Source organism: Pseudarthrobacter sulfonivorans (assembly GCF_024391045.1).
Taxonomy (GTDB): Bacteria; Actinomycetota; Actinomycetes; order Actinomycetales; family Micrococcaceae; genus Arthrobacter; species Arthrobacter sulfonivorans_B.
In genome coordinates this window covers 116,559-134,803 of sequence record NZ_JANFCZ010000003.1, presented here as the reverse complement: position 1 = coordinate 134,803, position 18,245 = coordinate 116,559, and the positions used below count along the sequence as shown (strand labels likewise).

Below are 18,245 nucleotides of genomic sequence, written 5' to 3'. Positions count from 1 at the left end.
CTTGGATCGGCAGATGCACGATCCACACAAACTGCGCTCCCGCGGGCCCTCCAACGCCACGCGGCGCCGGTCCGTCCTGGCGGCCGTCGCCGCGTTCCTTGCCGTAGCGCTTATTGCCAGTGTCTACAGCCTGGCACATGCCGTGCCGTCGGCGGCCGGTTCATCGCAGGCTGCAGGAACCGCTCACGCCATCGCCCGCTCCGGGGCAGGCGCCGGGGCAGCGGGCGCAGCAGTCGCCGCACCCATCGACGCGGCCCTCGGCAACACTATCGACGCGATTGTCGCCGCCAACAGCGAGTACCAGGTGGGCGTCGCGCTGATGGATACGGTAAGCGGTCAACTGCATCAATACGGCGTGGCGGCACCCTTCGAGGCCGCGAGCACGGCCAAGGTCCTGACTGCTGCGGCCTTCTACAGCATGGTGGAGGAGGGCTCGGCATCGCTCGAGGACACGCTCGGCGCCTTCACCGCGGGATTCCAGATCCAGGCCATGATCCAGGACAGCAACAACGACTCCTGGAGCCTGCTCATGGATGCGGTAGGCCTGGACAATCTGTCGGCCTATGCGGCCGCCCTCGGCATTTCGTATGACCCTCAGGTGAACACGCTCTCCACCGCCGACATGGCCCACCTCCTGACGGAGTTGTACGAGGGCCGGCTCCTTGACCCGGAGCACACGGACCAGCTTCTGTCCTACATGCAGCACACGAACTTCGAAGACCTCATTCCGGCAGCCGTCCCGGCGGGGGTGACCGTGTTCCACAAATACGGACTCCTGGACGACGAACTCCATGACGCCGCCATCCTGGCCAACTCGGCGGGGAGCTACGCCCTGGTGGTTTACACCAAGGGCACCGGCCTGGCTGACGTTCCGCAACGGACCGCCGTGATCCACGACGTCACCGCGGCCGTGACTGCCGCACTTTTCTGACGCCAAGGCCGCGGTAGCAGGTCCCGCCGGCATCCCGCCGCAGCCGCAGAAGGTAGGCTGGAAGCGGGGCGGGACAGCCGGAGAGGGACCGATGAGCACGCGTTTTGAGGATCGCACGGATGCCGGTGAGCAACTGGCGTCCGTGCTAACGCAGTTCCGCGAACGCCCTGACGCCATAGTGCTGGGGCTGGCCCGCGGGGGCATCCCGGTTGCGGCCGCAGCAGCCAAGGCTCTCTATCTTCCTCTTGGCGCGGTCCTGGTCAGAAAGCTCGGCATTCCCGGACACGAAGAAACTGCGTATGGTGCCCTGGCATGGTCCGGTGGCCGCATTGTGCGGCTACTCAACCGGCCTCTGATAGCCCGGGTTTTGGAGCATGGTGTCCGGCAGGAATGGCTCAACGAAGTGGAGGCCCGTGAGCGGGCGGAACTCCTTCGGCGGGCGGAAACCTATCCTTCGATCAGCCACGATCTGACGGGCAAGACAGTCCTCCTGGTCGACGACGGACTCGCCACCGGAGCGACGATGCGCGCAGCAGTGGAGGCCGTACGGTCAGCCGGCGCAGGAACTGTAGTGGCGGCCGCCCCCGTGGGGTCGGTGGAGGCTTACACCGCCGTGTCCCAGGTTTGCGATGCGGTCCTGTGCCTGCACCTGCCCGGTAAGTTCCGCGCGGTGGGAAGCTTCTACCGGCACTTCGAACAACTGACCGACGAGGACGCCGTCAGCATTCTGCGGGCCTAGGCGTCCGCCCCGCGGCGCGCCCGGTTCCGAAGCAGGACGGCAGCTGCCAGACCAAGCACAAACAGCGCCCCGGCGGCAACAACAGGCACCACAAAAGCTGCCTGGTAGCCGTCCGCCTGGGCAAGCTGGCCCGCCAGGAAGGCGCCCAGCGCTGTGCCCGCCACAATCCCGCTGGCCAGGGCAGTCATGACCGTTCCCAGCCTCTCGGCGGGAGCCACGATTCCGCCGATGGTGAAGACAGTGACCATGACCGGTCCCACCGGCAGGCCAAGGACCAGCAGGACACCGATCATGCCGCCCAGGGAATCCGGCACCGCGAGCAGCAGCGCGAGGCCCGACATGGCTGCCGCACTGACCATCCAGCGGGACACAGGCTTGAAACGCCTGGACCAGTAGGCCACGGACAGGGCGGCGGCAGCGGAGCTCACGCCCATGACCGAGTACAGCAGCCCGGCGACCTCGGAGCTGGCGAAGCTTGCGGAAAAGGAGCTCAGTGCCGTCTGGGTTGATCCGAAGAACGTGCCCATGGCCACCATGGCCAGGGCAGGAAGGGCGACGGCGGCAGGTATCCTGGCGGCCTTGGCTCCGGCCGTCCGCTTCAAAGGCACCGCTTTGTGCGTGGGGTGCAGGGCAAAAGCCGGGACCAGTGTCAGGGTCATGACAACGGCCAGGGCCAGCGGCAGCCAGGGGGCCACCATGCTGGCAAGGATCCCCACCAGGGCCGGGCCCAGGACGAAGGTCAGTTCGTCGGCTGTCCCCTCGTAGGACAATGCTGTATCGAGGTCACGGCCGGCGTCCTTGCCGCCTTGCCGGGAAACCAGCGCCATCCAGCGGACGCGGGCGAGCGGGCCGACCTGCGGGCAGGTTGCACCGACGAGGAAGGCTGCCCCGGCAAGCGCGGCAGGGAAGGACCCGTCGGCCGGAATCCAGGCTGTACTGATGAGGGCAACGACGGCTAATGCGTTGAGGACTGCCGCCACCAGGAGCACGGGGCGCTGCCCGTGGCGGTCTGCCAGGGCACCGAAAACCGGCGCTCCGAAGGCAGCTCCGATTCCCACGGCTCCGGCCGCCATGCCGCCCACGGCGTAGGAGCCGGTGGCCGAGGTAACCAGGGTCAGGGCGCCTACCGTGAGCATGGCCAGGGGCACCCGGGCGAAGAGGCCGAGCGGGATGAAACCGCGGCCGGCCAGCTGTGGGAGCCTGGCGAACCGGCCCGCGCGCGCCGGGGCAGCGGCGGAAGCCGGGGCAGCAGACGCAGGGGCAGTGGCGGAAGCCGGTTCACTGGCGGATAGGGCTGATTCCGTTGGGGAGATGACGGAAGGAAGGGGTGTTGGGTTCAAGTTTCCGGGCACATTCACTCGTGCGCATCGTCCCTCCTCCCGATGCGCGAAACCCGGTAACTGTCCAATTATACCCGGCTTATACCAGCACTTCCGCGGCGTCGGAGATCCGCAGCGTGGAACCGTTCCGTCCCTTGATGACCTGGAGCTGTGTTCCGATTCGCTGCTTCATTTCCCCCACGTGGCTGACAAGGCCCACAACGCGTCCGCCGTCGCGAAGGCCCTCGAGCGCGTCCATGACCTGTTCCAGCGACTGCTCATCGAGGCTGCCGAAGCCTTCATCCACAAAGAGGGTATCGATCTGGATGCCGCCGGATTCCTGCTGGACAACGTCAGCCAGGCCCAGGGCGAGGGAGAGCGAGGCCATGAAGGATTCGCCGCCGGAAAGTGTGGAGGTGTCCCGGCGGTGCCCGGTCCACTGGTCCACCACTTCAAGCCCCAACCCGGATTTGGCGCCGCGTGCAGCTTTGGCATCCGAATGCTGCAGCAGGTAGCGGCCGTCGCTCATGGCCACGAGGCGTTCCGATGCAGCCAGCGCCACCTGCTCCAGCCGTGCCGCGAGGACGTAGCTGTTGAGGCTCATGCGGTAGGTGTTCTCGCCGCGCCCGGCCGCGGTCTCGGCCAGCGCCGTGAGCAGCTGGGCATGTTCCCTGGGCTCCTGTGCCGATCCGGCGAGCTGCCGGTACTCGCTGCCGATAGCAGCAAGCGACTCGACACAGCGTCCCGCCATACCGGCGGCGAGGTCGGCGTCGCGGGCCTCCCGGCTCGCCTCCGCGGCCGCCGCCTGGAGCCGAGCCACCAAGTCCTCGTCTTCGACTGGGGCTGTGGTGGCTTCCTCCAACGCCAGCACCAGGTCCTCGGATGCGAACAGCTCGGCAATCCGTGCCTGTTCGTCGTAGCTGGCCCGGACCTCACCCTGCAGGGCCGTTGCCTCCGCAGCTGCCAGCAAGTGCGCCCGGGCTTCGTCGGCGGTGCCGAAACCGGCATCCGGCAACGCCCGTTCGAGTTCGAGGCGCGCTTCCTCGGCGCGGGCGTTGGCCTTCTCCAGCTGGGCCCGGGCCCCCACGGCTTTCTCCAGTGTGGCGGCGGCGTCCTGCAAAGACCGCAGGCGCCGCGTCAGGCTGCTGTGGCCGCCGCGCAGGCCGGACAGGGCCTGGTCCAGCGAGGCCAGGTTCTCCGCCACCTCAACGGCCGAAGCAGCAGCTTGGGCGAGCTCTTCGGCGCCCCTTTGCCTGGCAGCCTCCGCCGCCTTGATCCGGGCCTCCACCTCATCAATCCGTTGCTTCAGCTCGGCCAGTTCCTTCACGGCATGCCGGGATTGGTCGGCGGCCAGACGTGCTGCTGCCACTGCATGGACGGCGTCATCCTCCGGGGTGCCGCCGCCCTGTCCCGCGAGGACGGCAACCAGCTGGCTTGCCTCACCCAACGCGGTACTGTCCGCCGCAAGTTTGGCTTCCGCCTCCTCGTAGGCGTGTTGCGCGGCCTCCTCGGCCTGGCTGAGCCCCAGGGCAGATGCCGCGGCTGCCGCAGGGGCCGGGTGGTCCTCACTGCCGCAAACCGGGCAGGCGTCCCCTTCCGCCAGGTGGGCCGCGAGTTCCGCGGCAGCGTTGGCCAGCCTTTCCTCCCTCAGGTCCAGCCAGCGGGCCTTCGTCTCCAGCTGGAGTTCCCGGGATGCACCATGGCGCTGCGCCGCGTGCACCTGTTCCGCAACTGCCGTTTGGTGCCGCCGGACAACGTCCAGGAGCTCTTCCGCGGCAGCCGCTTCCTTGGCCCGCAATTCGGCAGCTGCGGCCAGCAGTTCCACGGGCTCCAGTCCGGCCGTGAGGTCCGATTTCTCCGCCCGCAGGTCTCCGATGAGCCCGGCCAGTTCAGCATCCGTTTGGCTGAGTTCCTGCTGCTGCACCGCCAGGGACTTGCCCCTGGTGGCCAGCGAGTGCAGCCGCTCTTCGTCGGGCAGCCGCGCCTCAACCACTGCCAGCAGGGACCGGATCCGGCTCAGTTCGCCCGCAACGTCAAGGCCGGTCAGGGGGTCGACGGCACCAGACGCATCCGCAGCGGAAAGGTCAAGGTGTTCCAGTTCGGGGTCCTCGCCCGCCGCCAGCCGCAGGATCGTGACGGCGGCATCGAGGGCACCGGCAGCGTTCCGAACCTGGGATTCACTCGACTGGACAGCCTGGAGCTGCCCGGTGAGTACCTCGGCGCGGCGGTGCCGTTCGAGCGTCGCCGCCTTCGTTTCCAGTCCGGCCAGGCCCGCCTCGACGGCTGCCTTCCGTGCCGTGGCCGCATCGAGCCTGCGCCGGCGTTCGCAACGGGCTGTTTCCCTTTCGAGCCGGCCCGCCGCGAGTTTGCTCCTTGCCGCCGCAGCCTCCGCTGCTGCGGACAACCCCCGGGCGCGCCGGGTCACGCCGGCCTGCAGCCAGCCGATCCGGGCGCCCGGTTCCTCCGGGGCCGGCCCGTCCGGCTCCCCCACAGCTGCATCTCCGGCAGAAGTTTCTTCCGCGGGTGTGCCGTCAAACAGTGCTGCGGCCTCGGCTTCCGCACGTGAGGCGAGCAGCTCAAGTTCCCCGTTCAGCTTCGCGACATCGTTCCGTGCCGCCTGCGCCCGGGCTGACAGTTCCTGCTCCAGCGCTTCGAACCGCTGTGTGCCGAAAAGCTTCTGCAGCAGGTCCAGGCGATCGCTCGCCTTGGACCTCAGAAAGGCAGCAAAGTCGCCCTGGGGCAGCATGACCACCCTGGTGAACTGCTCCCGGTCCATGCCCAACAGCGCCGTAATCTCGGCACCGGCCTCGTCATTGCGCCCGGACCTCTCCGTCCACGCTCCGCCGACGCGTTCCCGCAACAGGGTTTTGGCCTGCTGCGTGGTGAAGCCGTTCTTGCCGCGGGCGCTGGGTTTGTCCCAGGCCGGAGACCTGGTGACTTCAAAGTGCCGTCCCTGTGCCGAAAACTCACAGGTGACCGAAGGCTCCCGGGAAGGTTCGGCGTGGTCGCTGCGGAGCCGTTTGCCGTCCTGGCGGGCGCCGGGCACGGATCCATAGAGCGCGAAGCAGACGGCATCGAGCACACTGGTTTTTCCGGCCCCGGTGGGTCCGTTCAGGAGGAATAGGCCGTGGGCGCTGAGCCTGTCAAAGTCGATCTCTTCGGTGCCGGCAAACGGTCCGAAGGCGGAAATGGCCAGGCGGTGGATCCTCACAGCGATGCCTCCCGGAGACGCACGTCATCCAAGGCGGCGGCAATGGCCAGCCGCTCGGCGTCGTCCGCGTCCCGGCCCCGGACGTGATCCAGGAATCCGCAGCACACTTCAAGGTCATCCCGGGCTTCGGCGAGGCGGGTGCTGTAACTCGCGGACGCCCTGGCCGAACCGCCCTCCGGCTCAAAACCCAGGACCAGCGTGTCCGGAAAGCGGACGCGCAGCCGCTCCATGGCCTGCCGGGGGCGCTGGGCATCGGTCAGCGTGATCTGGCAGTATGCGTCCTCGGCCCAGGCATGCTCACCGGACTCCAGCAGGTCGGAAATCCGGCCGCGGAGCACCGCCAGCTTCCGCGGGGCCTCCCAGGAGAGTTCCGAGACAGCCGTGACGCCGCCGGGGCCGACGTCGATAAGCCACCCTCCCTTGACGTGCTTGGCCTCGGAGAACGAGTAGGCCAGGGGTGAGCCTGAATACCTGACGGTCGAGGACAGCGTCTGCCGGCCGTGAAGGTGCCCCAAGGCCGTGTAGCTGAAGTCGTCGAACAGGTCCAGCGGGACCGCGCCGACTCCCCCGATGCTAAGGTCCCGCTCGCTGTCCGAGCTGATGCCGCCGCTGGCGAACGTGTGGGCGAGGACCACGGAGTGGACCGTTCCTTCTGCGTTGCGCCGGGACAGGTCAGCCCGGATACGGTCAGTGGCGGCGCGGGTCACTGCGAAGTGGCTGGCCGGTTCGGCCCCGAGTTGCTCGGCGACCAGTCGCGGCTCCAGCCACGGAATGCCGTAGATGGCCAGGGCGGCACCCGGCGCATCACCGCCCGGCTCCAAGGGCAGGACCAGCGGCTGGTCCAGGTCCGCCAGCCTGGTCCGCAGGTGTACGCCACCGCGTTCGAGCAGCCGGGAAGCGAAGCCCAGCCGGATGGCGGAGTCGTGGTTGCCGCTGGTCAGCACCACCGTGGCGCCTGACGCGGTGAGCCGGACCAGGGCGTCATCCAGGAGGCGCACGACGTCGACACCCGGCAGGGCGCGGTCGTAGACGTCACCGGCGATCAGGACAACATCAATCCCCTGCGCGGAGACGGCGCTGACGAGCTGATCAACGAAGGACCGTTGGGCGTCCAGCATTCCGACCCCGTGGAACGACCGGCCCAAATGCCAGTCCGATGTGTGCAGTAACCGCATATTCCTACGCTATCGGCTGGCACTGACAGTTAAGGCAACAGCCGCGGCAAACCCGCCGCGGCCGGCGCCGGCCAGTGCTTCTAGCCGCGCTTTCCGTCAAAAAATTCCTGTGCCTCGTCCCGGCGGGACTGCTCCTGCGCGGCCGCTCCCTGGACTGCCGGGGCATCGGCGTCGGCGAATTCAATTTCGCGATCAACATCGTCTACATCGGCAACGTCCTCTACACCGTCAACATCAGCAGCGTCGCTGTCAGCCGCCGAAGCGGCCGGAGCATCCTGGGCACCGAAGCCACGGAAGACCAGCCCTGCGATGCCGGCACCCACGAGCGGCGCCACCCAGAACAGCCACAGCTGCTCGAGGGACCAGCTGGAGCTGAAGATGGCGGAGGCGGTGGCCCGGGCCGGGTTGAAGGGTGCGTTGCCCACCGAGAGTCCCAGCTGCAGCAACACCGCAAAGGCCAGGCCCACGGCAACGGCGGCGGCCGGCCGGTTCAGGTTGTTGCGGGTGGTGGTGCCCAGGAAGACGGCCACCAGGATGGCAGCTCCGAGGACTTCCAGCAGGAGCACGGCGGCCATGGGAGCCTGGATGATGGAGTGCTCACCAAAGCCGGCGGTCACGGTGTCGAATGCGGTCCTGCTGTCCTGGATTCCCGGCAGGGTCCGGAGGATGCCGAACAGCGCCAGCGCGCCCAGCAGCGCCCCCACCAGCTGGGCTCCGATGTACGCTGCGGCGTCGCCGAGGCGGATCCGTCCGGCGACGGCGTGCCCCACCGTCACGGCCGGGTTGAAGTGGCCGCCGGAAACGTAGCCGAAGGCAAGCATGGCCGCCGTCACGGCCAGTCCCGCGGCGAGCGCGGCCGGCAGCGGGCTGGATTGCGGAATGGAGAAAAGGGGCACGCCCAGGCCGGTCACCACGATGAAGAGGCTGCCGAACGCTTCGGCGGACAGCCTGGACACCAGCCCGGGCCGGACGTCGGTGCCGTTGCCGGCTGCCGGCCCGGAGGCGGAACCGTGGTGGACGGAAACAGGCGTGGTCATGGCGGGGAGTCCTTAATCGTCGGGGGCGTCGCTGCGCGGCAAAGTCTGGCTGCCGGCGGGAAGTTCCGGCGCGGCCTCTGCATTGTGCCAAGGAATTCTGGGCATTGGCTGAGTCTGAGCTTAGTTGATGGACCGCGCGGCACCGGGCGCGTCCGGCTTCCGCATCACGGTAAATTGGCTGGTATGAGCATCGATCCGGGCGCCGGCGCGCCCTCGCTGAAGTCCCGCATCCACGGCTGCCTCCTGGGTGGCGCCCTGGGAGACTCGCTGGGCTACGCCGTGGAGTTCGACTCCATCGAGACGATCCGCGGCCGCTTCGGCACGGCCGGCGTGACGGACCTCGCAATGTTCGACGGCGGCACGCACTTTTCGGACGACACGCAAATGACGCTGTACACGGTGGACGGCCTGGTGGAGGCGCTGGAATGGGCCAATGACGGCGTGGGCGCGGACGTGAATGCGTGCGTGTGGCTGGCGTACCTGCGCTGGCTGGACACCCAGGGGGTGCCGGTGCCGTCGTCCGCCCCGGTGCAGCCGAAGCGCTGGATCGACGGCAACGAGGTGCTGCGGCACCGCAGGGCCCCGGGGAACGCCTGCCTCAGCGGCCTGGCCACCGGCGAGATGGGTACGGTCTACCGGCCGGTGAACCCGGACTCGAAGGGCTGCGGAACCGTGATGCGCTCAGCGCCCTTTGGCCTGATTCCCCATATCGCGTCCGACGCCGTCTACAAGTTGAGTGCGGATGCCGCCTCCCTGACCCATGGCCATCCGTCCGCGCGGCAGAGTGCCGGCGGCTTCAGCCTGCTCATCCACCTGCTGGTGTCCGGCGCCGGCCTGCAGGAAGCGGCGACGGCGGTCCTGGAGGAGGTGCGCGGGCTGGAGGAAGTGGCGGCAGAGCTCCCGGCACGCCTCGAAGCAGCGATCCGCCATGCGGAAGGTGGCGTCCTCGCGCCGGAGGAACTCGTGCGCGAACTCGGCGAGGGCTGGGTGGCAGAGGAAGCGTTCGCCGTCGGGCTTTACGCGGTCCTGGCCACCGCACCACGCAGGGACTCCGGGGCATCGCCCGCAGACCATTTCCGGGCGGCCGTGGCGCTGGCAGTCAACCACAGCGGCGACAGCGACTCCACGGGTTCCATCGCCGGCAACATCCTGGGCGCCTTTTACGGCGAGCAGGCCCTGCCCCCGGAATGGCTCGACGCCCTCGAGGCCCCTGAGGTCATCCGGGGCATGGCCGATCTGCTGGTGGGGGTTACGACCGCCTGAGGGCCACGTTGTTGCAGGCCTCGCAGATGTCCGCCGGGATCACGCCCCGGCGCTGCAGGACACCAAAGATCACGCACCCCAGGCAGAATCCGGCAAAGGCTTCCAGGGAGGCCGCCGCGATGAGGACCGCCAGCGCAATCCAGGCGGCAGGGGCGGCGCCGGCGGCAAACAGCAGAAGGGCAGTGCTGGAGACCACGGTGCCCATGCCCTGCGCAAAACGCTTGGGCGGCCCGGGCACCAGGCGGGCGCGGCCCAGCCGCGGAGCGAGGAGTTTGACGGACAGCAGCGCCAGCGGCGAAAAGCGCGGCCCGAAAAGTACCCGCAGCCAGAACCCCGCAGCGATCAGGACGAGCCCCCAGCCCGAACCGGTCAGCAAAGTGGCGCCGGCTAGCAGCACCACCAGCCCCGCGGTGATCCGGGCTGCGTACTCATTAACCGGATTGGGAAAGGCAAACACAGCAGACCAGCTGATACCGCTGCCGCGGCCGTGCATAGGTTGGCTCATCCTGCAAGGCTAGGAGCCGGCCCCGCTGCTGGGAAGATTTGTTGCGCCGGATGAACCGGGGCGCTTCCCTATACTGCCGCGGCGCCGGCGTAGCCGCCCACCATCTGCAGGAACTCCCCTTCGGACAGAACCTCAATGGGCTGGCCACGGTCGTGGAGCTCCAGGACACGCCGGGCCTTGCCCGTGAGCCGCCCGGACCGCAGGTCCGAGGCCACAAAACCGTCGCCCACCACCAGCACGGTGGTACGCGCGGTCACCCGGCTTTCCGGCCGGGCACCCAGCTCGGCCGATCGCACTTTCGCCTCCGGCCGGGCCATGGCCAGCTGCCCGGTGAAGACCACTGTCTGGCCGTACAGCGGGTGGGAGGGCTCGGCGTCGGCGTTCGGGAGGGGGTTGGCACCTTCCTCCGGCCAGCCGGACAGAAAAGGGCGCACGGGCGCTCCGCTGCGGCAGGCCGCAGGGCCGGAGAGTGCGGCGAGGCTGGGTTTGGATAGCTCGTCGTACGCCGGGTCGAAGGAGTCCTGCCGGGGCAGCTCGAGGCCCAGCGAAAGATACAACTCGGCAATGCTGTTGGCATTGTTGCGCGCCGCGATGTCGATCAGGATGCCGGCACAGGCCCGTGCGTCCTCGGCGGCATCGTGATGGTTGACCAGCGGAACGCCGGCTTCCTCGGCTGCGAACGGCAGCGAGTTGGACACCAGTGAATAACAGCGCCGGGACAGCATCACGGTGCAGACGTATTCGTAGGCCGGACCGGCGAGGCCTGACACCTCAAGGCCGGAACGGATCACGCCCAGGTCAAAGGCGGCGTTGTGGGCGGCCAGGATGTCGCCGCCGATGAAAGCACCGATCTCCGGGAACAGCTCACCGAAGCGGGGAAGGCCGGCAACGTCCTCGGAGCGGATCCCGTGGATCCGGACGTTGTGGAAGTCGAAGTGGTCGTGGTTTGCGGGCGGCCGCATCAGCCAGGATGCTTCCTCCACAACGCGTCCGCCCCGGACCTTCGTCAGACCCACCGCGCACGGCGAGCCCCGGAAGCCATTGGCCGTTTCGAAATCGATCGCCGTAAAGTCCAGTCCCACGGCCCATACTTTACCGCCGGGCAGGGCCGTTCCCCTGTCACCGGGGCGGCCCTGTCGCGGATATCACCTGCCCGGCGGACGTGCTGTCACGTTGGTCCAGTACCCTAGGGAGGTGAACTTTCATGCGATCAGCGACCTTGCCGTGCCCATGCTGGGCGGTGCAGGACCCGTCCAGCCACAGCTGGCCTCGTTCCTGCCCGACTGGCTGAACCCCGATGTCTTCCTTCGCGACTCGCCGCTCGGGCCCTGGGTGGTCCTGGTGGTCTGCGCCATTGTGTTCGCCGAAACAGGCCTCCTGGTGGGATTCTTCCTGCCCGGTGATTCGATGCTGTTCACCGCGGGCCTGCTGGTGTCCACCGGCGCCATCAAATTCAACCTGTGGGGCATGTGCGCCCTGATCATCGTGGCTGCCATCCTCGGGAACCAGGCCGGCTATCTGATCGGTTCCAAGGCCGGGCCCGCCATCTTCAACAAGCCCGAGTCCAGGCTCTTCAAGCGCGAGAACGTGGAGAGCGCGCACGCGTTCTTCGAAAAGCACGGCGGCAAGGCACTGATCCTGGCGCGTTTTGTCCCCATCATCAGGACCTTCGTGCCCGTCATCGTGGGCGTGGCACAGATGGACAAGAAGAAATTCTTCCTCTACAACGTCATCGGCGCCGTGCTGTGGGGCGGCGGCGTCACGCTCCTGGGTGCCTGGCTGGGCCAGTTCAGCTGGGTGGGCAACAACATTGACATCATCTTCATCGCCATCGTGCTGGTTTCCGTGGTACCGATCGCCATCGAGGTTCTCCGGGGCATGTCCGCGAAGCGCCAGGCGGCCCGCTTCGGCACGGATCCCGTGGACGAATTCATCGAAGAGCACGAGCCCGTGGAGGAACGCAAAACCAACCTGGACTGAGATCCCGGGACAATCTCCGCGCGGACTCCGGAAATGACTAAGGGAGCCACCCAGGTGTGTGGCTCCCTTAGTCGTCCCGGTCGCGGGTGTGGGCCCCGCCGCTACCGGCGGGCCAGGGCCTCGACGATCGCAGGCAGGAGAGCCCGGAAGGCCTTACCGCGATGGCTGATGGCGTTCTTCTCTGCCGGCAGGAGCTCGGCGCAGCTGCGGTCCTCGCCCACCGGCTGGAGGACAGGGTCATAGCCGAAGCCGCCGTCACCGCGCGGCTCGCGCAGCAGGATGCCCTCGAGCTGGCCGTATTCCACCACCTCGTGTCCGCTGCCGCCTGCCGACGGAACGGCCAGCGCCGCAGCGCAGACGAAGGCCGCGCCGCGGTGCGCGTCCGGTACGTCGGAGAGCTGGTCGAGCAGGAGCCTGAGGTTGGCGGCATCATCGCCGTGCCGCCCGGCCCACCGTGCCGAAAAAATCCCGGGCGCCCCGCCGAGGACGTCCACGGCCAGGCCAGAATCGTCCGCGATGGACACCAGACCGGTGGCCTCCGCCACCGCCCTCGCCTTCAGCAGCGAATTCTCGGCGAACGTCACGCCCGTCTCGACGACGTCGGGGGCACCTGCCGCAGCGGCGTCCACCACCTGCGTATCGACGTCGAGCCCGGGAACCTGACCGCGCAGGAGTTCGCGGAGTTCCCGAAGCTTGCCCTTGTTGTGGGTGGCGAGCACCAGCCGCGGTGCTGTGTTTTCCGGCAGCACGCCGCCCTGCACCACCCGGTCCGGCACCCCCTGTTCAGGCGAGGCACCCCCGCGAGCTGCCATGCTCACAGCGCGTCCGCGAGGGTTTCGCGCTGGATCGCCGCCAGCTGGGTAGTGCCCAGCAGGGCAAGATCGAGCAGTTGGTTAAGCTCGTCACGGTCGAAGGGGGCACCTTCGGCGGTGCCCTGGACTTCGACAAACTTCCCGGATCCGGTGACCACAACGTTCATGTCAGTCTCGGCGCGGACGTCTTCGACATAGGGCAGGTCCAGCATGGGGATGCCGTCGATGATGCCCACCGACACGGCGGCAATGGTGTCCACGAGGGGCTGGGCGTTCTTCGCGATGAGTTTGTTGTCGCGGGCAAAGCGGATGGCGTCGGCCAGGGCCACATAGGCGCCCGTGATGGCCGCGGTGCGGGTGCCGCCGTCGGCCTGGAGGACGTCACAGTCCAGAACAATCGTGTTCTCGCCCAGGGCCTTGGTGTCGATGATGGAGCGCAGCGAACGGCCGATCAGGCGGGAGATTTCATGCGTCCGGCCGCCGATCTTGCCCTTGACCGATTCACGGTCGGAGCGGGTGTTGGTGGCCCGGGGAAGCATGGCGTATTCGGCGGTCACCCAGCCGCGGCCTTCGCCCTTGAGCCAGCGCGGTACGCCTGCTGTGAGGGAAGCCGTGCACAGCACCCGGGTGTTGCCGAACTCGATGAGGGCCGATCCCTCGGCCTGCTTGGACCATCCGCGGGTGATGCTGATGGGGCGGAGCTGGTCGGGGGCGCGGCCGTCGGCGCGCACTACGGGCACTGCAGTTGCTTCAGAAGTCATGCCATTAGCTTATCGACTCGCAGCATAGCGGCCCGACGGGCCCGGGCCGCTCCGGTGACGCCCGTAAGCGGGAGGCCTAGATCGTGTAGTGCACTCCGGCCACAGCTACTGCCACGTGCTGCCCAAACACTTCCTTGGCCTCGGCCATGACGATGCTCGGCGAGGTCCACACCGGGATGTGGGTGAGCAGCAGCCTGCGGGCCCCGGCGGCAGCTGCGGCCTCCCCCGCACGCTTGCCGGTCAGGTGCACATCCTTGATGGCGTCGTCGCGGCCCTCCTCAAATGCGGCTTCGCACAGGAAGATGTCCGCGTCCTTGGCAGCCTCTTCCAGGCCGGAACAGGAGTCGGTATCGCCCGAATACGTCAGGACCCGGCTGACGGGGTTGCCGTCCTTGTCCGGCTCGGTGACGTCCACGCGGAGGGCGTAGGCTTCCTCCACCGGGTGGTTGACCGCAAACGGTGTCACGGTGAAGGGGCCCACGGTGACGGGCTTCCGCTCGGTCCAGTTGGTGAAGTCGAATTCCTCGTGCATCCCCGGGTCCAGTTCCAGCCCGTATGCCGTGGCCATCCGGTCCGCCGTTGCGGCGGGACCCCACACCGGGATCCGTCCGCGCCCCCAGCCGCCGGGCTTCCAGCGGACGGCCACATGCAGTCCGCAGAGGTCCATGCAATGGTCCGGGTGCAGGTGGGTGAGGAAGATCGCGTCGATGTCCTCCAGGTCCGTGTACCGCTGGATGGCGCCCAGTGCGCCGCTGCCGAGGTCCATGACGATCTTCCACGTCCGCTCGCCGTCGTTGGCGGTCAGGAGATAGCACGACGCCGGCGAGCCGGGACCGGGAAACGATCCCGTACAGCCCACGATGGTCAGTTTCACTGGGCGGGACCTCCGGCGCGGTGGGCGCCAACGAAGTTGGAAATCCGCTGGCCCGTGCGCCCGGGGCGGGCACTGGCGCGCTGGGCGGCCTCGATCATTTCCGGGGTGATGCGGGCCAGGCTCCCGGTGGGGTACTGCGCCGCAACGTGGTCCACGTGCCGTACGGAGAGGACTTCGGGGCCCAGGAACCTGCGGGCCAGGGTCTCAAACTGGGCGGCGTCACCGGTGGCGATGAAGTGATGCTCCGGCGGGGCTGCGGTGGTGCGCTGCAGGTTGTGGTTGGCCAATGCCCGGTACACGTCCTTGGCCGTTTCCTCGGCGCTGGACACGAGGGTCACGGCGTCGCCCATCACAAACGAAATCACACCGGTCAGGAGCGGGTAGTGCGTGCAGCCAAGGACCACGGTGTCCACCCCGGCGGCTTTCAGCGGGGCCAGGTATTCTTCGGCGACGGCGAGAAGCTCGGGGCCGGTGGTGATGCCGGCTTCCACATAGCTGACGAACGCCGGGCAGGCCACGGACGTGATGGCCAGGTCCGGCGCGGCCGCGAAGGTGTCCTCGTACGCGCGGGAGCCTACGGTGGCCGAGGTTCCGATGACGCCGACGCGCCCGGTCCGGGTGGCGGCAACTGCCCGCCGGACCGCGGGCTGGATGACTTCGATGACGGGGATGCCGTACTTGGCGGTGTACCTCTCGCGGGCGTCCCGGAGGACAGCGGCTGACGCCGAGTTGCAGGCAATGGTGAGCAGCTTGACACCGGAGTCCACCAGTTCGTCCATCACGCCCAGGGCGTTCGCCCTGACTTCGGCGATGGGCAACGGCCCGTACGGTCCGTTGGCGGTGTCCCCCACGTACAGGATGGACTCGTTGGGCAGTTGGTCGATGATGGACCGCGCCACGGTCAGCCCGCCGACGCCCGAATCAAAGACGCCAAGAGGGCGGGATCCCACCAGGCCGGCGCTGTTGCTGGCTGCGGTCTCCCGTGCTGCTGCGGCTACCGGGTCCGTGCTCGAGGCTGTAGTCATGATTATTCGAGGATAGGTCTTCCCTGCGGCCGCAGCCATCACATTGTGGCGGCGCACTCATGTCGAATTTGTCACACTGCGGCCCGCGCCGGCGGATCAGCGGACAGCAGGCCGCAGGGTCAGGCGCGTGAATCCAAGGACTGGAGCATGGCCTGCACCAAGGACTCCTGCAGCCAGGTAGTGAAGTTGTACACCAGGGCGAGGTAGCTTTCCACGTCCTCGGCCTGGGACCAGTCCTGCATCCGGTGTACATGCTCGGCGTCTGCCTCGTCCCGGATGTCCAGGCGTTCGGCCAGCACCAGGCGGACATCGTTCAGGGCCATGGACCAGTGCCTGGCCGCGTCCGCCGTCAGGACGATGTCGTCCTTGTCGAGATCCAGTGCGGCGGCCCGCAGCGCGCCAATTTTGGTTTCCCGCAGCGAGCGCTCGGTGAGCTGGCGGAACTCCAGGGACGCGCCGTCGTCGTCCTTCATGACGTTGGGCAGGAGCCGCTTCACGGCGCGGTCCGTTGGTTCCTTGACATCCATGTCCAGGCCGATCAGGGCCGCGAGCGGATCCTGGCTGGCGTGTTCGGCCGGCTGGAGCATGGAGATGACGTCGCTGATCAGGCTGCGGAGCAACTCACGTTCGGCAGGCTCAAGGAACCCGGTGATGCCCTTGAGCCCGTATTTGAATGCCTTAGCCACGTTTCCCCTTGCCCTGCCCGGACCCGCCGGATTTCCCTGACTTCCCGCTGTTGCCGCCGGTTGCTTTTTCCACGGTGGCCCAGAGGCCATAGCCGTGCATGGCAACAGCGTGGCGTTCAACCTGTTCCTTGCTGCCGTGCGCAACGATGGACCGTCCTTTTTTATGGACTTCCATCATCAGCTTGTTGGCTTTGCTCTCCGGGTAGCCGAAATAACTCTGGAAGACGTAGCTCACGTAGCTCATCAGGTTGACGGGATCATTCCAGATCACCAGGTTCCAGGGGATGTCCGGGGCGGTCAGGGTGTCTGTGGACGACTCTGTACCGGTCCGGGTGCCCTCCCTGGTAGCGGGGCCGGGCGCAACGCTTAAGCTCATCTGTCCATTCTATGGGGATAAGGGGCCCACGCCGGCGAGGGGCCCGCGGCGAAGCGGAGCGAGACGTGGGAGCCGGTGGGTGGGGCCACGCCGGCGAGGGGCCCGCGGCGAAGCGGAGCGAGACGTGGGAGCCGGTGGGTGGGGCCACGCCGGCGAGGGGCCCGCGGCGAAGCGGAGCGAGACGTGGGAGCCGGTGGGGACTAGAGTGAATTTTGTGAGTACCTCTGCCGGCTGGGACCATCCCCGCACGTCCCTGTACACAGACCACTATGAGCTGACCATGCTGCAGGCGTCGCTCCATTCGGGGGCCGCGCACCGCCGGTCGGTTTTCGAGGCCTTTGCCCGGCGCCTCCCGGACGGCCGGCGGTACGGGATTGTGGGGGGCACGGGCCGGCTCCTGGAAGGCATCGCCGATTTCCGGTTCGGTGAAGCCGAGCTCGATTTCCTGGGCCGCACGGGGGTGGTGAACCAGGACACCCTGGACTACCTGGCGAATTACCGGTTCAGCGGGGACATCTGGGGCTACGCCGAGGGCGAGGCGTATTTCCCCAACTCGCCCATCCTGATTGTGGAGTCGACGTTTGCCGAGGCCTGCATGCTGGAGACGTACGTGCTGTCCGTGCTGAACCATGACTCCGCCATCGCTTCGGCGGCGTCGCGGATGATCACGGCGGCGGGCAACCGGCCCTGCATCGAGATGGGCTCCCGCCGCACGCATGAGGAGTCTGCGGTTGCGGCCGCCCGGGCCGCCGTCATCGCAGGGTTCCACAGCACTTCAAACCTTGAGGCGGCCTTCCGCTACGGCATCAAGAGCGTGGGTACCGCCGCTCACTCCTTCACGCTCCTCCACGACACCGAGCGGGACGCCTTTGAGGCGCAGCTCGCGTCCCTGGGCGTGGGCACGTCCCTCCTGGTGGATACGTACGACGTCGAAGCGGCGGTCCGTGCCGCCGTCGAGTTGGCGGGGCCAAACCTGGGCGGTGTCCGGCTGGACTCAGGCGACCTGATAGCCCAGGCGTCGTCGGTGCGCCAGCTGCTCGACCAGTTGGGCAATGAGCACACCAGGATCATGGTCACCTCGGACCTGGACGAGTTCGCCATCGCGGCGCTGCAGTCGGCCCCTGTTGATTCCTACGGGGTGGGCACGTCCCTGGTGACAGGTTCCGGCGCGCCCACCGCCAGCATGGTGTACAAGCTGGTCAGCCGCGCGGACGATGCCGGCAATTTCGTCCCGGTAGCCAAGGCCGCCAAGAACAAGACCAGCATGGGCGGCCGGAAGTATGCACTGCGCAAGCTCAACGAGCGCGGCATCGCCACCCAGGAAATTGTGGGCATCGGCCACCGGCCCGAGGACGACGGGAACGACCGGCCGCTGCTGCAGCAGTTTATGAAGAACGGCGAGCTGCTGCCCGGGTGGACGGGATCCGAGGGTGTGGTCCGGGCCAGGCAGCGGCACGCCGACACCATGGCCGAACTGCCGCCGGTGGTCAACCGCCTGCAGCGTGGAGAGCCTGCCATCCCTACTCTCTATGAAGAAAACTGAGGAGGACC

At 67.8% G+C, this 18,245-nt stretch carries 17 protein-coding genes; 5 read left to right on the top strand and 12 right to left on the bottom strand.

Annotation, left to right across the window (positions count from 1 at the left end):
• The first annotated feature begins 13 nt into the window (after positions 1-13).
• The gene (locus NQJ30_RS03345) at positions 14-931 is read left to right on the top strand and encodes a serine hydrolase (protein WP_255768310.1); all 918 of its coding nucleotides are present in this window, start codon (positions 14-16) and stop codon (positions 929-931) included.
• A gap of 91 nt (positions 932-1,022) precedes the next feature.
• On the top strand, positions 1,023-1,670 hold the full coding sequence (locus NQJ30_RS03340) for a phosphoribosyltransferase (protein ID WP_255768309.1): 648 nt from the start codon (positions 1,023-1,025) through the stop codon (positions 1,668-1,670).
• Here NQJ30_RS03340 and NQJ30_RS03335 read toward each other — a convergent pair.
• The 4 genes from NQJ30_RS03335 to NQJ30_RS03320 all read right to left on the bottom strand — a co-directional run bounded on the left by NQJ30_RS03335 (position 1,667) and on the right by NQJ30_RS03320 (position 8,412).
• Positions 1,667-3,010 (bottom strand): MFS transporter, encoded by a 1,344-nt coding sequence (locus NQJ30_RS03335; RefSeq protein WP_374113211.1) that lies wholly within the window; start codon positions 3,008-3,010, stop codon positions 1,667-1,669. The genes NQJ30_RS03340 and NQJ30_RS03335 overlap by 4 nt on opposite strands.
• 79 nt (positions 3,011-3,089) lie before the next feature.
• Complete coding sequence (locus tag NQJ30_RS03330; RefSeq protein WP_255768308.1) at positions 3,090-6,200, bottom strand: AAA family ATPase; 3,111 nt, start codon at positions 6,198-6,200, stop codon at positions 3,090-3,092.
• Complete coding sequence (locus NQJ30_RS03325; protein ID WP_255768307.1) at positions 6,197-7,375, bottom strand: exonuclease SbcCD subunit D; 1,179 nt, start codon at positions 7,373-7,375, stop codon at positions 6,197-6,199. The genes NQJ30_RS03330 and NQJ30_RS03325 overlap by 4 nt, the downstream gene beginning before the upstream one ends.
• Positions 7,376-7,455: 80 nt before the next feature.
• Positions 7,456-8,412 (bottom strand): MIP/aquaporin family protein, encoded by a 957-nt coding sequence (locus NQJ30_RS03320; protein ID WP_255768306.1) that lies wholly within the window; start codon positions 8,410-8,412, stop codon positions 7,456-7,458.
• Between the two features lie 183 nt (positions 8,413-8,595).
• On the opposite strand from NQJ30_RS03320, the gene NQJ30_RS03315 reads away from it, so the two are divergent.
• Entirely contained in the window at positions 8,596-9,675 is a 1,080-nt protein-coding gene (locus NQJ30_RS03315; protein WP_255768305.1) for an ADP-ribosylglycohydrolase family protein, read from the top strand.
• Here the strand turns inward: NQJ30_RS03315 and NQJ30_RS03310 are convergent.
• A complete protein-coding gene (locus tag NQJ30_RS03310) occupies positions 9,662-10,180 on the bottom strand; it encodes a DUF4395 domain-containing protein (RefSeq protein WP_255768304.1) in 519 nt (172 codons plus the stop codon). The genes NQJ30_RS03315 and NQJ30_RS03310 overlap by 14 nt on opposite strands.
• A 68-nt stretch (positions 10,181-10,248) precedes the next feature.
• Positions 10,249-11,262 carry an exonuclease domain-containing protein gene (locus NQJ30_RS03305; RefSeq protein ID WP_255768302.1) on the bottom strand — a complete coding sequence of 338 codons (1,014 nt, stop codon included), beginning with the start codon at positions 11,260-11,262 and terminating at the stop codon, positions 10,249-10,251.
• A gap of 127 nt (positions 11,263-11,389) precedes the next feature.
• Between NQJ30_RS03305 and NQJ30_RS03300 the strand changes: the two genes are divergently transcribed.
• Positions 11,390-12,160, top strand: coding sequence for a VTT domain-containing protein (locus tag NQJ30_RS03300; RefSeq protein ID WP_308215147.1), 771 nt, complete (start codon positions 11,390-11,392; stop codon positions 12,158-12,160).
• Positions 12,161-12,261: 101 nt separating this feature from the next.
• On the opposite strand, the gene rdgB is transcribed toward NQJ30_RS03300, so the two are convergent.
• The 6 genes from rdgB to clpS all read right to left on the bottom strand — a co-directional run bounded on the left by rdgB (position 12,262) and on the right by clpS (position 16,694).
• A complete protein-coding gene (rdgB, locus tag NQJ30_RS03295; protein WP_255768301.1) occupies positions 12,262-12,972 on the bottom strand; it encodes an RdgB/HAM1 family non-canonical purine NTP pyrophosphatase in 711 nt (236 codons plus the stop codon).
• 2 nt (positions 12,973-12,974) lie between these two features.
• Complete coding sequence (gene rph / locus NQJ30_RS03290) at positions 12,975-13,733, bottom strand: ribonuclease PH (protein WP_304663778.1); 759 nt, start codon at positions 13,731-13,733, stop codon at positions 12,975-12,977.
• A gap of 76 nt (positions 13,734-13,809) precedes the next feature.
• Positions 13,810-14,607, bottom strand: coding sequence for an MBL fold metallo-hydrolase (locus NQJ30_RS03285; protein ID WP_255768300.1), 798 nt, complete (start codon positions 14,605-14,607; stop codon positions 13,810-13,812).
• Complete coding sequence (gene murI / locus NQJ30_RS03280; protein ID WP_374113210.1) at positions 14,604-15,632, bottom strand: glutamate racemase; 1,029 nt, start codon at positions 15,630-15,632, stop codon at positions 14,604-14,606. Before murI ends, NQJ30_RS03285 begins: the two co-directional genes overlap by 4 nt.
• Before the next feature lie 119 nt (positions 15,633-15,751).
• Positions 15,752-16,318, bottom strand: coding sequence for a DUF2017 domain-containing protein (locus NQJ30_RS03275; RefSeq protein WP_255768298.1), 567 nt, complete (start codon positions 16,316-16,318; stop codon positions 15,752-15,754).
• Positions 16,311-16,694, bottom strand: coding sequence for an ATP-dependent Clp protease adapter ClpS (clpS, locus tag NQJ30_RS03270; protein ID WP_255768297.1), 384 nt, complete (start codon positions 16,692-16,694; stop codon positions 16,311-16,313). The genes NQJ30_RS03275 and clpS overlap by 8 nt, the downstream gene beginning before the upstream one ends.
• Positions 16,695-16,908: 214 nt before the next feature.
• Between clpS and NQJ30_RS03265 the strand changes: the two genes are divergently transcribed.
• Positions 16,909-18,237: a nicotinate phosphoribosyltransferase gene (locus tag NQJ30_RS03265; protein WP_255768296.1), complete on the top strand. Its 1,329-nt coding sequence runs from the start codon at positions 16,909-16,911 to the stop codon at positions 18,235-18,237.
• The last annotated feature ends 8 nt before the right edge of the window (positions 18,238-18,245 follow it).

Coding starts and splice junctions, on each gene's coding strand:
- NQJ30_RS03315 (WP_255768305.1), top strand. CDS start 8,596: ATGAGCATCGATCCGGGCGCCGGCGCGCCCTCGCTGAAGTCCCGCATC.
- clpS (WP_255768297.1), bottom strand. CDS start 16,694: ATGAGCTTAAGCGTTGCGCCCGGCCCCGCTACCAGGGAGGGCACCCGG.
- murI (WP_374113210.1), bottom strand. CDS start 15,632: ATGACTACAGCCTCGAGCACGGACCCGGTAGCCGCAGCAGCACGGGAG.
- NQJ30_RS03340 (WP_255768309.1), top strand. CDS start 1,023: ATGAGCACGCGTTTTGAGGATCGCACGGATGCCGGTGAGCAACTGGCG.
- rdgB (WP_255768301.1), bottom strand. CDS start 12,972: ATGGCAGCTCGCGGGGGTGCCTCGCCTGAACAGGGGGTGCCGGACCGG.
- NQJ30_RS03325 (WP_255768307.1), bottom strand. CDS start 7,375: ATGCGGTTACTGCACACATCGGACTGGCATTTGGGCCGGTCGTTCCAC.
- NQJ30_RS03345 (WP_255768310.1), top strand. CDS start 14: ATGCACGATCCACACAAACTGCGCTCCCGCGGGCCCTCCAACGCCACG.
- rph (WP_304663778.1), bottom strand. CDS start 13,733: ATGACTTCTGAAGCAACTGCAGTGCCCGTAGTGCGCGCCGACGGCCGC.
- NQJ30_RS03320 (WP_255768306.1), bottom strand. CDS start 8,412: ATGACCACGCCTGTTTCCGTCCACCACGGTTCCGCCTCCGGGCCGGCA.
- NQJ30_RS03310 (WP_255768304.1), bottom strand. CDS start 10,180: ATGAGCCAACCTATGCACGGCCGCGGCAGCGGTATCAGCTGGTCTGCT.